Here is a 13,161-nt window from a genome sequence, read left to right as displayed (position 1 = left end):
GTGTGTCTCTATGGACATGGGCTGGTCGACTCGATACGGACTGCCCACGTGGTCGGTGGTCTGAACACCGGCCACAGATTCTGTGGCTATGTGGGAGTCCTACTAGTGTATGCGAGAGTCGCCTACTTAAGAGTTTACAAAATATAGAGGTTGATGTGAAGCGTTTTCTGTGAAGGGTATAAAACAATGCACACCATATGTTCTTGTAGGTGCACTAGCTATGGCTTCTACAATGGAACCGCGGCTGAACGAGACGGATCGCGCGATCATTCGTGAAATACGTGATAACGGTCGAGCGACAACGACACTGGTCGCAAACGTAGTAGATGTTTCACGTCCTTACGTCTCGGATCGAATTACTCGAATGCGCGAACATGGTTTTCTGACCGAGGTCGCGCCAAATCTCTATGANGTAGATGTTTCACGTCCTTACGTCTCGGATCGAATTACTCGAATGCGCGAACATGGTTTTCTGACCGAGGTCGCGCCAAATCTCTATGACGTTACTGAGAAAGGGCGTAATACGCTCGATAAGTAGAATATCGGACACTCTTAGCGATATTCTACTTCCAGCCATGACTGATGGACGTAGATTGGTTTTGGAGTTCTACGACGGGGTAAAGGACTGCTATGACGAGCGAACGAGCGGTTCGTACCACTCACGGTTCTTTCGATACCAGTCGATGAACTCGCCGACGCCGCTACGAATGTCTTCGGTCGGTTCATAGTCGAGTACGTCACCGGCCTTGCTCACGTCGGCGTGGGTGTGTTCAGCATCGCCAGCCTGACGCTCGCCGTGTTCGATCGAAAGGTCGGGGGCGATCTCGTCGCGGATGACCTCCGCAAGCGTCCGGATATCGACGTTGTCCGTGCTACCGATGTTCAGCACCTCGCCGTCGGCAGCATCGGTTTCGAGGAGTTTCGCGTTTGCACGAACAATGTCGGCGATATAGGTGAAATCACGAGTCTGTGACCCATCGCCGTAGACCACGGGTGGTTCGTCGTTCATACACCGCGAGACGAAATTCGAGATAGCCATGTTCGGACGCATCCGCGGCCCATAGACGGTGAAATAGCGAAGTGCAACCGTCGNGTTCATACACCGCGAGACGAAATTCGAGATAGCCATGTTCGGACGCATCCGCGGCCCATAGACGGTGAAATAGCGAAGTGCAACCGTCGGAACGTCGTAGAGATCGCCGTAGACACGAACGTAGTTCTCGGCGGCGAGTTTCGAGACACCATAGGGACTGACCGGCGTCGTCGGATGGTCCTCGTCGTAGGGGAGATAGCGTGGTTTGCCATAGACCGACGACGAGCTCGCGAAGACGACGCGGTCGGTAGGCGAGTCTCGGGCAGCATCGAGCACGTTGAGCGTGCCCTCGACGTTGATATCGTCGACTCGGCGGGGGTTCTTGACACTGGTGCGGACGCCGGCCTGTGCGGCCTGATGGAAGACGAACTGCGCGTCAGCCACGAGATCAGCCACGAGGTCGGCGTCCCGGACATCGCCCTCGACGAGTTCGTATGACCCGTCACCGTTGTCGGCCGCCTGGCGCGCGACATCGATGGTCCGGCGCTTGATGTCGGTATCGTAGAAGGGATCGAGATTGTCGAGTACGACGACATCGTGGCCCGCGCTGACGAACGAGGCAGCGAGATGGCCGCCGATGAAGCCCGCGCCGCCGGTGACGAGTATCATTTGCTCGAAGAAATCGGAGGACCGGGTAAAACGTACCGGAATCGGACGGATACACTAATTGCGCATCGAATCGCTTTTGAGCCGTCTGATTGCAGAACCGGTAGATGCGTATCTTGCGAATCGCCCAGAAGACCTACCCGGAGGTCGTCGGCGGCGGTACCTACCACGTCCACGCGATGAGTCGCNTTGCGAATCGCCCAGAAGACCTACCCGGAGGTCGTCGGCGGCGGTACCTACCACGTCCACGCGATGAGTCGCGACCAGGCCGCGATGGGCCACGACGTGACGGTGCTCACGATCGGCAACGGAACGCGCCCGCGCCGCGAAGAGCGTGCCGGCTACACCGTGATTCGCAGACCCGCGACTGCTAAAGCGCTCGGCAACAGTCTCTCGGCAGGCGTCGCACGCTTTCTCCATGAGGCTGACGACTACGACGTGATGCACGCCCACTCGCATCTCTATTTCTCCACCAATCTTGCAGCACTCAAACGACGGTTCAATTCGATCCCGCTCGCGATCACGAACCACGGCCTCTACTCGCAGTCGGCCCCCGAGTGGGTCTTTCGCTGGTATCTCCGCACATTCGGGCGTGCGACATTCAACAGCGCCGATGCGGTCTTCTGCTATACCGAAACCGATGCCGACCGGCTCGGCGATTTCGGTGTCGATGCGCCGATTCATGTAGTAGCGAACGGCATCGACACCGAGCGCTTCTCGCCCGAAGGCGAGGAGAGTGATCGCATCGTGGGCGATCCTGCGGTGCTGTTCGTCGGTCGATTGGTTGAGGGCAAGCGACCGGGCGATGCGCTGTCGGCGATTGAACGAGTCCGAGAGACCCATCCCGAGGCTCGGCTTCACTTCGCCGGCAAGGGATCACTGCGGGCGGACCTCGAACAACGTGCCGCCGAGCGCGGACTCGACGATGCGGTGGCGTTTCTCGGTGAGGTTCCCCACGAGGAGATGCCAAAACTCTACCGCGGGGCCGATCTCTTCGTTCTTCCCAGTCGCGCGGAGGGACTTCCCCGAACGGTGCTGGAGGCGTTTGCGTCGGGGACGCCGGCCGTCACGAGTGATCTCGCACAGTTGGTCCCGATGGTCGAAAAAGCAGGAATCACCGTCCCTGTCGGAGACTGGAAGGGATTTGCCGACGCGCTCAGCGAACTGACCTCGTCACCGGAACGTCGCGAAGCGTACAGCGAGCGTGGACGGGAGTTGGTCGTTACTGAGCATGCATGGAGCGATACGGTGGCACGGACGACGGATCATCTGGAAGCGCTCTGTGAGGAACACCGGAAGCCCGTTCGAATCAATTGATCGCCATCCGGTGTAGCGGCATCAACCGTCTGCAGCCGACTCAATCGTCACTAGCGGTCTGTCCTGTGGCACGCGACTCTGCTGTCGCCGAACCGCTGATAGTCGCGTGCGCATCGATCGCCTCGCGATAGGCACTGTACGCGTTGACCTGCTTTCCGTTGTGTCTAACCCGTTCAGTACCACGCTTCCCATTGAACACCGCCCAGTCAGTCTCTTTGTCCTCGTTGAACCAACACCACATATCGACGCCGCGATTTTCGAAGTATGCGAGTGCGTCGCGAATCCATTTTCCTTTACGACGTGGATCGTGGCCGACACTCACCTTCGAGGAAGAAGCAAACTCTGCAATACAGACCGGCTTGTCGCCGAAGCCGGAGAATCTGTCGAGCATCCCACCATAGATGCTTTCCGGCGATTGCCAGGCCGACCAATTCTGGCTTCGGCCCCACTGGTAGCCATCAAGGCCTAGCCAGTCAACATATCGGTTTCCAGGATACAGCTGTTCAGCCTTGTAGGAACCGACATCATCGGCATTCACACACCACATCCACTGGAGGTCGTCATCGATTCCCTGCCGGTCGAATCGGTTGTGGACGTGCCGCCACATCCTGACATAGCTCCAGGGGCTGGAATTGCCAACGGTCGGCGACCAAGGATACCAATCGCCATTCATCTCGTGGGCGAGTCGGAGATACGCCTGTCGGTCGCCAGATTTCGAGAGAGCATTCTGCAGTCGGTCCGCCCAGCGATCGATGTATCGGTCGTAGTTGCCGTTACCGATACGGACCTCGATGTCGTTCGGCGTAGTGTCGGCGAGACCCTTAATGTAGGCGTCGTATTCGTTTTGCTCAACGAGCGATTGGGTATCGACCGAAGCGGTTCGTGCGCCAGGCGTGTACGGCTCCCAGGTGATCAATGGTGTCCGGCCAGCATTCCAGATCTTCGGAAGGATGTGGTCAAACAGCCAGTTCATATGCCCCTTATCTGTGTTCCATGGAACGAACAGGTTCTGGACAGCGTAGTCAGTGTTTTGCCATTTCTCCATACGATTTATAGTGTCGAAATTCGTTTCGCTGAGACCATTATGAACACCAATATTTGACGATGAATTCTGACCGATATAGATTGCTACATCACCATCAAACGACATTTCAGATACACTGCCAGAGAAGGCATAGATATCATGGCCACTGCTAACCGCACCGGTGGCGGACGATCCCGAAATTTCGTCCTCGTCGGAAATCCCAGTATGAGCTTCGAGGTTGCCACTTACGGTGAGATCGTAGGTAGCGTACGACCCGGTCCCCGCAATGGTGAGGGTATATGGAGGATTGTTTGCAGGATCGATTTTCTCACTATCGATACTGATGCTGGTAACGGCACCCGAAAAGGCATAGGTGTCGCGGCCATCGCTAACTGCGCCAGTAGCGGAGGATCCAGAGATATTGTCTTCATCAGTGATTCTTGCATCGGCCCAAAGGGTGCCACTCACGGTTACGTCATAGCTAATGTACGATCCGGAACCTTCGATAGTCAGAAGTCTTCCATACTGCGCTGGGTCAATGACTGCACCATCGAGTCGTACTGTGGCGTTGCCGTCAAGGCTGAAGGTATGAAGATCTCCCGAGAACCCGTAGCTGTCGGAGCCTCCACCGACCGCACCGGTAGCCGTCGAACCGGAAACCGTGTCTTCACTAGTGATGCTCCCCCCTTCGAGGTCACCACTTACCGTAAACGAGTAATCGGTGGTTGATCCAGCCCCGTCGATGATGAGTGCATGGTCGGGACGCTGGCCAACGCGAGCCGATTCGCCGTCAAGCGTGACATTTGCCTTCCCGTCAAGCGAGAACGCGATGATGTCTCCCGTGAATACGTAGCTATCACGACCGCCACCGACCGCTCCGGTGGCAGTCGAGCCAGAAATCGAATCTTCGTCGGTGAGATTTGTCCCTTCGAGGCCACCACTCACTGTGAATGAGTAATCGGTGGTTGATCCAGTACCGTCAATTACCAGTGTGTGGTCGGGATACTGGCTAATATGCACTGATTCACCGTCAAGGGTGATACCTGCCTCGCCGTCCAGATCGAACGCTATGAGTTCGCCCGAAAATTCGTAGCTGTCAACACCAGAGCCGACGGCACCGGTGGCCGTCGATCCAGAGATGTTGTCCTCACTGGTGAGATCTTTTCCGTCGAGATTGCCAGAGACTGAAAAGGAATAATCGGTACGCGATCCAGTACCATTGACTACCAGTTCGTGATCAGGATACTGGCGAACGTGAACTGGCTCGCCGTCAAGCGTGACGTTTGCCTTCCCATCAAGTGAGAACACAATGAGTTCGCCCGTGAATCCGTAGCTGTCGGAGCCCCCACCGACCGCGCCGGTGGCGGTCGAACCGGAAACCGTGTCTTCACCGGTGATACTCGCCCCTTCGAGATCACCACTTACCGTAAACGAGTAATCGGTGGTTGATCCAGTCCCGTTGATTACTAGTGCGTGATCGGGACGCTGGCCGACGTGGGCCGGCTCGCCATCGAGCATGACGTTTGCCTTCCCATCGAGCGAGAACGCTATGAGTTCGCCCGAAAATTCGTAGCTGTCGACACCGGAGCCGACTGCACCAGTGGCCGTCGATCCAGAGATGTTGTCCTCACTGGTGAGATCATTTCCGTCGAGATTGCCGGAGACCGAAAAGGAATAATCGGTACGCGATCCAGTGCCGTCGATCCTGAGCGTCGATACATCATCTTTCATTGCAACAGCAGCGTCGATGCGACCACTACCTTGTTCTTCGCTCGAAAGACCGACATCGACAGCGGCGTTCTTCAGGCGGGAGCGCAGCTCTTTCTTTGCGAGGTTTTCTTGCGAAAGAACGAGCGCCGCGATACCCGATACGACTGGTGCTGCCATCGAAGTGCCCGAAAGCGTCTCGTAACCATCGTCGGTCCACGTTGAGAGTAAGTTCGTTCCAGGCGCAGTGAGTTCGATTTCTGGGCCCCTACTCGAATAGGAGGCGAGACTGTCATCAGGATCGAGCGCCGAGACGGCCAGACATTCGTCGTAGGCTGCAGGATATTTGACCGGGCCGCCATCATTACCCGCCGCAGCGACGAGCAATGCACCCTTTTCATGAGCATAGGAGACTGCTTTCTGGAGCGTCTCGGTGAATCCACCACCAAGCGAGAGATTGATGATGTCTGTACCGTTGTCCGCAGCCCACTGAATACCATCGGCAATATCGGCAGCAGACCCCGTTTCGGATTTGTCGAGTGTGCGGACGCTGAGCAATGTTGCGTTGCTGATGCCTGCGATACCAATATTGTTATCGGTCCCAGAAGCCACGATACCAGCGACGTGCGTCCCGTGCTGTTCGTCCGAAAGCGTGTCGGGATACGGATCGTTGTCGTTATCGTTATCAACGAAATCATGTCCATGTCCGTCCGCAACGTTTGCTTCGAGATCCGGGTGGTCGTATTTGATACCCTGATCGACAATCGCAACGGTCACGTCGCTCTCACCAAATGTTGTCTCCCACGCTGCTGGCGCGTTCACCATCTCTGGAGCATACTGGTCGCCGAAGCGTGGATCGTTCGGAACGGCGAGCGTCTCGTAGACGGCGTTCCGCTCGGCATATTCGACACCTTGACGTGAGGCGACAGAGCTAGCAACGCTGGCCGTTGCGCTTGCCGAAGACCGATCGGGCAGCTCGGCTCTGACGTAGCCGAGCGCATCGTTCTCGTCGATGATCCGGGCTCCGGACGGCAGCGCCTGCTGGGCAGTTTGGCGCGCGTTCGCGGTCGGGGAGACGCCGACAAGCAGCTCGTTTTGTTTCTCGTTCGATTGTTGAGCAAGCGTGCTTTCCGCCGATCCAGACAGAATTCCCACAGTCCCCGCAACTTTCAAAAATTCCCGCCTGTCGAAAGACGATATCTCTGGCATAGTTTAAGCGAATAGGCCTACATAATAACTGTTTTCATCTTTATAATTAACAGCAAGAGGACAGATTGTGTATCGAGAGTAAGGGAGTGGTACTGTCGAGAATCGTATCGGCTTGGTCAGGACTATTGTATGTATCCGAGATCTTCGAGGCGGGCTTCCGTCGCGTCATCAAAACCTCACCTGACGTATCGGCGTGTTCAAACGTATCGAGCCACTCGTCGAGCGTAGTTTCAAGCGGGTCAACTCATTCAGAGCGTTTGGTTGCGAGATTCATGGCTCCTCAGGATCAGTTTGCAGTCGTAGAACTTCTATGTGCCGTCCGATCCGCGAATCAGTTTCTCATTGTCGGCCCAAGTGGCGCGGAGCGAGCGGTCGAATCATTCGACATCGTCCGTGAGTATCCCAACCCGTTCGCGGAGCGCATCCATCGAAGGTGCGGAGGAGCCATGTACTCGGTGCCGGTCCGGGCGAGGAGATCGGGTTCAAGGAGGACAGCATACGCTCGCGGATGGTCTCGCAAGTGCGGACGGTGTCCATCACGACGAGGGCGACGTTTAGTCGGGAAGGGCTCTGATGGTATGAAAGCCTGCTAAGTCCCCGGAGCATGGAGAAAGAACGGGGTGGAGAAGGCCGATGATTCAATGGCGTCATCGAACGCGTGGCTCTGATTGGCCTCAGTGCCAAGGACGCAGCATCATGGGACACCGCCCCATCCGTTCTAGGCTAATCCCGTCGTGACCGGGACGAATTGATCGGGAATCTGCTCTTCCAATCGGAGAACGCAATCGTTGGCCGGATCAAAGCCCGTTGAGGAGCGCTCACCGGCGTGAGCGCTCCGAGATGTTCGTTGAACGCGAGTGCTGTAGCTGGAGAGTCCCGCGAATCCAGTCCGATCACGCCGGATTACGCGAGGTCAGCGGCGAACGGTTCGTACCGCACCTCGTCAAGCAACGAGATGCGGTGCGTGTTCGGGTCTAACGCATCGTTCATCAGCGATTCAACCAACTTCGGCGGCTCGTAGCCGAGTCGCTCGGCGACTCGGCGGAGAATCCGGTCACTGTGCCGTCCGAACGCTCGCGCCCACCGTTCTCGAGGCAGGAGCGACGACGCTTCCACGTCGTCGCTGCCGTCCTGCTGTGCTTCGATAATCTCGATGAACAGTTCTCGGAGTGTGCGGCTCACGACGAGCGAAAGCAGCCCGATCAGGATCAACGCCTCCACCACCTCCGGTTTTCCCGAGTTGATCTCATCGAGTCCGTACGTAGTCTTGAGCTCCCGAAAGAGAAGCTCAGCCTCCCAGCGCGCCTGATAGAGCTTCGCGATATCAGGCGCGCTGTAGTCCTCAGCGGACAGATTCGTGATGTAGAGTTGGTACCGCTCTTCCTCGTCGTTCCAGACGCCGACGACACGAAACGTCTCGACGGCACGGCTCCGCGTGCCGTTGTAGATGCGTCGTTTGAACCTGACTTCACCGTCGACGTCGATGACGTCGCGGTGAAGGTCGTCGAGGATGTCCTGTACCTGCTTGCCTTCGAGGGAAATGGCGTCGCCACGCCATTTCCTGAGTTCAGCCGTTATATCCGGGTTTGCGTTGGGTTTGAGCCGCGTGAGGAACCAACCGCCGTTGGCGTCGATCAGGTCCATCGTGCGATAATCGAAGTAGGCCTGATCGAACAGCAACAACGCATTCTCTACCCACGGACCTGTGGAGAGTTGCGTAAACTCATGCGTACGCGCGTCAGTGATGGTGAATTCAGCCGGGAGACCGCTACTGACGGCTTCGACCACGTGGAGCTTCGCTCCAGCGTGGTCGTCACCATAGCCGGGAAACGTCTCGAATAGCGACTGATACAACGTAATGACGGTCGCATCCGCGATGAACACCTCTCGGAATTGCTCGAACCGTCCTTGGAGACGGTCGTTGTCGTGTTCGAGGTCCTCAAGGGCGCGCTTGAGGACCTCTCGAAGGAAATCACAGAGGGCGGGCATGAACCAGTCGTGGAAGGAGGAGTATTCGAGCGAGCCGCCAAAGGTTTCGATGTATTCCTGGCGGAATTCTTCAAGAGTTCTGTAGTTGCCGGAGAGAAAGCCGATAGCTAGCGACCAGAAGAGGGCGTCAGCCTTCAGTTTCCCGCCCTCGCGCTGGATCAGCCCGGTTGCGCGAGCAAGCTCGCGCAGCCGGGTGTTCGGAAACGTCTTCACCAATCGTTCCTCTATCACCGAATCCGGTGGAAGCTTCATTCCCTTTCCACCGGCCGCTCAGAAAGCTAACAACTGGCGTTCTTCGGCTATCTCGGAGTTAGCCTAGAACGGATGGACACCGCCCATTCGTCTTCGGTTAAGGAAGTGAATCGCAAGCCGACGGCTACCTGTGGCAGTAGCGATGAGGAGAGGGTGAAATGGATGACCTCTCCTCAGAAGCGATCCGTTCTCTTCTGACTTCGCTGTTTCCCTCACAGATGGTTGAAGACCTCGCACGCGAGCGCGAGATTGTCATCCGTGACCGGAAAATCGACGTCAGGATGCTCGTTTGGACGCTCGTCGTGGGCTTCGCCGTCGGCGGCGAAGCCCGCTCTATCGCTGGTTATCGCCGTGCCTACGAAGCCGCAACCGACCACTCGGTCTATCCCTCTAGCTTTTACGACCGGTTTACCGAAGAACTGGCCACACTCCTTCGCGACCTCCTCGACCACGCTGTCGAGGAGGTCGCTGTCCCTCATACTCTCACTCCAGCGTTCGAACAATTCCGCGATGTCATCGCTGATGACGCGACAATAGTGCGGTTGTGTCGGTTTCTCTCGGAGTTCAAAGCTACTCATGAGAACAAGTCAGGACTGACGCTCTATCTCGTCCACAACGTGACCGAGCAGTCGGTGATCTCCGACGGGATCACCGACGAAACCACTCACGAGAGCACGTTGTTTGAAACGGGTTCGTGGCTGTCTGGGCGGCTGTTCTTGCTGGATCGTGGCTTCTTCAAGTTCCGTCGGTTCGCGCTAATCGACGAGAATGACGGCTTCTTCGTCAGTCGTCTCAAGGCGAGTTCGAACCCGGTAGTGACCGAAGAGTTGCAGGAATGGCCCGGCCGGGCCATTCCGCTTGAGGGCGTACGAATCTACGACGTAGTTGGAGACCTGTACCGAGAGCACATCGATGTTGAAGTTTCCTTCCAGCGACGAGTGTACAACGGGGTGAAGTCGTGGGACACCAAGCAGTTGCGAGTCGTCGGCGTCCGCGATGAGGACGCCGACGACGGCTATCGGCTGTACATCACGAACCTGCCGCATGATGAGTTCGATCCCGACGAGATCTCCACGCTGTACCGAGCCCGGTGGGTTGTGGAGTTGCTGTTTAGGGAGCTGAAGTCGCGGTACTCGCTGGATGAGTTTGAGACAGAGAAAGCTCATATCGTGAAGATTCAGGTAGTGGCGGCTCTGCTGACACTGGTAGTCAGCAGAGCCATCCTTCGGGAATTCATGGATTCTGCCGAAGAACAGGACGAAGAATGCGTGTTCCCGACGGAACGCTGGGCGGCGACCTTCCGGTCGCTCGCCCAGCTCATTCTCCAGGAAATCGCCGCTGGTTACGGTTATCCACCGCCGAATCTTGGTGAGATCCTGTATCAAGAAGCCAGACAGCCGTCACCGTCACGGCTCACACTGTTGGAGGAGGTGAATGCCGGGCTGTGTGGCGGTTCTCCAGCTTAACTGAAGACGAATGGTTCACGGAGACAGTGCAGGACGGCGTGCTTCCAGCCGGCAACGGAGTTGCCGGCAGGATCGCTGATCTGGATCAGTGCTGCATCAGTAAGTTTTCGTGCAATCGAGACAGCCTGTTTGACGAAGCGGAAGAGAATCTTCTGCACAAAGACTCTCTTCCGCTTCGTCTCAATCGTTCTGACGACTCACCCCGACGCCGTCGGTGGATTCAATGGAGCCGTCGGGAAGTCATCGATGAATAGCTCAAAAGGCGACCGCATCGGCCTATATGTGCTTTCTATCGCGCGGCATATTATTCAATTTCGGCGTGTTGCCACACAACTCGCGGTAGAGTTCGACGTGTGCTGCAGCAGTATCCTCGATGTCGAACATGGCTGCAGCACGCTCGTAGCCGTTCATGCCAAATGGCTCATCCGCCGTCACGACCTCAATCATACGATCGGCCAACTCGGAGGGAGACCGTGCCGGAGCCAAGAATCCGGTCCGTCCATGTTCAATGATTTCTTCAACACCAGGGATTTCCGTTGCGACGACCGGAAGTTCAGCAGCCATTGCCTCCAAGTGGGCAATCGGCAATCCCTCACGCACCGATGAAGAAACAAATGCATCAGAACAGGAATAAAATCGATAGAGGTCGTCATTTGACACGCGACCAGTGATCGTCACATTGTTCTCTAAGGCGAAATTCGCAACGGTTTGGTGAAGTTCGTCCGCCAACTCCCCCCAGCCAACAATGAACAGCTGCGCGTCGGATTGTTCGCGGACGACACGGTTCATCGCAGCTATCAGATCGTGTTGTGCTTTCGCCGGTACGTACCGCCCAACGCTCAGAAATATCGGCCCATCTCGGATTGCGTACTGTGATTCGAGAATCGTAGTGTCGGCTGCCATAACCCGTTCGTTGAATTCTGAAACGTTAACACCATTATAAATCGTGCACCACTGGTCACGCTGATTCGGTTCGTACTGACGAGCGCTCCCAGTAAACGCGCGTTCGATGCCTTCTGATACGGCGATCGTCCGGGAATCAAGTCGACGTGTTATTCGTTCGAATGTGCCAGTTATTGGGTGATAGTTTGTCGGCACATTGTGCTGAGTGCTAATAACGTGTTTGACACCACCAATACGTCCGAATACACGACCCAGTGTCTGTGAATACGGGAGATGTGCATGAAGGATATCGAACTCCTTGTGCCTGAAAAACCGGAGTATCCGTCCGATCGTTCGTGGATCGAACTTGAATTTGGCACCGAAATCCACGACCCGAACATCCTCATTCTCAAAGTCGGAAGCGAGTGAGTCATCGCCTTCGATGAAGCAAACGGTATATTCGATGTCGTCAGCATCGGTGTTGCGGACGATATCAAGCAACAGCGTCTGCGCTCCTGCCGGGGCGAGTTCGTTAACGAGAAAACAGATCTTCATGTGTCTCAAATTCCTGTGCTGATTACAGCCAGGGAATAGCCTAAAGCGATGCGGTCTGGTTCATTCAGCGTGACTGTGTATCATGCGGGATAGAAGTATTTCTGTTGCCTCGCGCAATGCACCGAAACGACGGGAACCGGATGATTGTTGTTTTCGTCTACGGTGCGATTCTGCATGAACATTCCTCCTACAACTGTACCACGCAGCAAGGAATCCGAAACACATTATCCGTCACACAAACCGCTGTACCTTCGGCGGCTCAACCGGCGGCAGTACAATCCGAAGGGAATCGATATTTTTACCGAAGATTGAGATAATCTCGTCATCCTCGATGCCTGTCGGTACGATATGTTCAAGCGCTACGCGGAGCTTCCAGGGCAGCTCGAATACCGCCACACGCAGGGAACGAGTACGACGGAGTTCCTAAAAGCGAACTTCGGCGGGTGCGACCTGCGCGATACAGTTTATAACAGCGAATCCACAGTTGTACCACAACCGGGACGAAATCGACACGACACTATACTACACTATCAACATCTGGCGGGAAGAGGGCTGGAATGAGGAGCACGGAACAATGCTCCCCGAGACGGTCACGAAGTACGCCCAACGCGCGGCGAGCGAGCAACCGAACAAGCTCATCATCCACTATATTCAGCCCCACTATCCCTTTATCGAATCGGAGACGGAATTCGACAAGCGGCATCTCACGGCACCGGACACCGACGAGCAGGCAGGTAAAGAGGAGAACGTCTGGGGCAGCTGATGACGGGCGCACTCAATACCAATCCTGCCGACATCTGGTAGCCATATGTAGCCAATCTGAAACACATCCTGCTTCATATCAATAATCTGATTAGAGAATTCGGCGGACGAACGGTCGTTACAGCCGACCACAGCAACATGGTTGGAGAGCGATCGTTCCCGATTCCAATTCGTGAGTGGGGGACATCCGTGAGGTATCTACACCGAACAATTGGCCCGAGTACCGTGGTTGGTGCACGATGATGGCCCGAGACGTTATGGCCGAACGGTCTGAATCGACAACGGAAACAGTCGATGAT

Annotated in this window: 8 protein-coding genes and 1 pseudogene; 4 read left to right on the top strand and 5 right to left on the bottom strand. The window is 56.1% G+C overall.

Going from position 1 to position 13,161, the window contains the following annotated elements; all coding sequences use genetic code 11:
• Positions 1 to 220 precede the first annotated feature (220 nt).
• The gene (locus C451_RS24380) at positions 221 to 538 is read left to right on the top strand and encodes a winged helix-turn-helix transcriptional regulator (protein WP_080503527.1); all 318 of its coding nucleotides are present in this window, start codon (positions 221 to 223) and stop codon (positions 536 to 538) included.
• 90 nt (positions 539 to 628) lie between these two features.
• Here the strand turns inward: C451_RS24380 and C451_RS06505 are convergent, their stop codons facing one another.
• Positions 629 to 1,702: an NAD-dependent epimerase/dehydratase family protein gene (locus C451_RS06505; RefSeq protein WP_007739008.1), complete on the bottom strand. Its 1,074-nt coding sequence runs from the start codon at positions 1,700 to 1,702 to the stop codon at positions 629 to 631.
• A 186-nt stretch (positions 1,703 to 1,888) separates the two neighbouring features.
• Here C451_RS06505 and C451_RS06500 point away from each other — a divergent pair, with 186 nt between their 5' ends.
• Positions 1,889 to 3,016 carry a glycosyltransferase family 4 protein gene (locus C451_RS06500; protein WP_007739006.1) on the top strand — a complete coding sequence of 376 codons (1,128 nt, stop codon included), beginning with the start codon at positions 1,889 to 1,891 and terminating at the stop codon, positions 3,014 to 3,016.
• A 40-nt stretch (positions 3,017 to 3,056) separates the two neighbouring features.
• Here C451_RS06500 and C451_RS06495 read toward each other — a convergent pair whose 3' ends face one another.
• Complete coding sequence (locus C451_RS06495; protein ID WP_080503526.1) at positions 3,057 to 6,956, bottom strand: S8 family serine peptidase; 3,900 nt, start codon at positions 6,954 to 6,956, stop codon at positions 3,057 to 3,059.
• Positions 6,957 to 7,859: 903 nt separating this feature from the next.
• Positions 7,860 to 9,197 carry an IS4 family transposase gene (locus tag C451_RS06490; protein WP_241431212.1) on the bottom strand — a complete coding sequence of 446 codons (1,338 nt, stop codon included), beginning with the start codon at positions 9,195 to 9,197 and terminating at the stop codon, positions 7,860 to 7,862.
• Positions 9,198 to 9,355: 158 nt separating this feature from the next.
• Between C451_RS06490 and C451_RS06485 the strand changes: the two genes are divergently transcribed.
• Positions 9,356 to 10,663, top strand: coding sequence for an IS4 family transposase (locus tag C451_RS06485; RefSeq protein ID WP_007739000.1), 1,308 nt, complete (start codon positions 9,356 to 9,358; stop codon positions 10,661 to 10,663).
• 17 nt (positions 10,664 to 10,680) lie between these two features.
• On the opposite strand, the pseudogene C451_RS22000 reads toward C451_RS06485, so the two are convergent.
• Positions 10,681 to 10,821: pseudogene (locus tag C451_RS22000) on the bottom strand (IS5/IS1182 family transposase); the annotation flags it as partial.
• A 118-nt stretch (positions 10,822 to 10,939) separates the two neighbouring features.
• A complete protein-coding gene (locus C451_RS06480) occupies positions 10,940 to 12,100 on the bottom strand; it encodes a glycosyltransferase family 4 protein (RefSeq protein ID WP_007738997.1) in 1,161 nt (386 codons plus the stop codon).
• Between the two features lie 484 nt (positions 12,101 to 12,584).
• On the opposite strand from C451_RS06480, the gene C451_RS06475 reads away from it, so the two are divergent.
• Positions 12,585 to 12,863, top strand: coding sequence for a hypothetical protein (locus tag C451_RS06475; protein ID WP_007738995.1), 279 nt, complete (start codon positions 12,585 to 12,587; stop codon positions 12,861 to 12,863).
• The last annotated feature ends 298 nt before the right edge of the window (positions 12,864 to 13,161 follow it).

The organism is Halococcus thailandensis JCM 13552 (assembly GCF_000336715.1).
Taxonomy (GTDB): domain Archaea; phylum Halobacteriota; class Halobacteria; order Halobacteriales; family Halococcaceae; genus Halococcus; species Halococcus thailandensis.
This window is presented reverse-complemented; position numbering and strand designations above follow the sequence as displayed.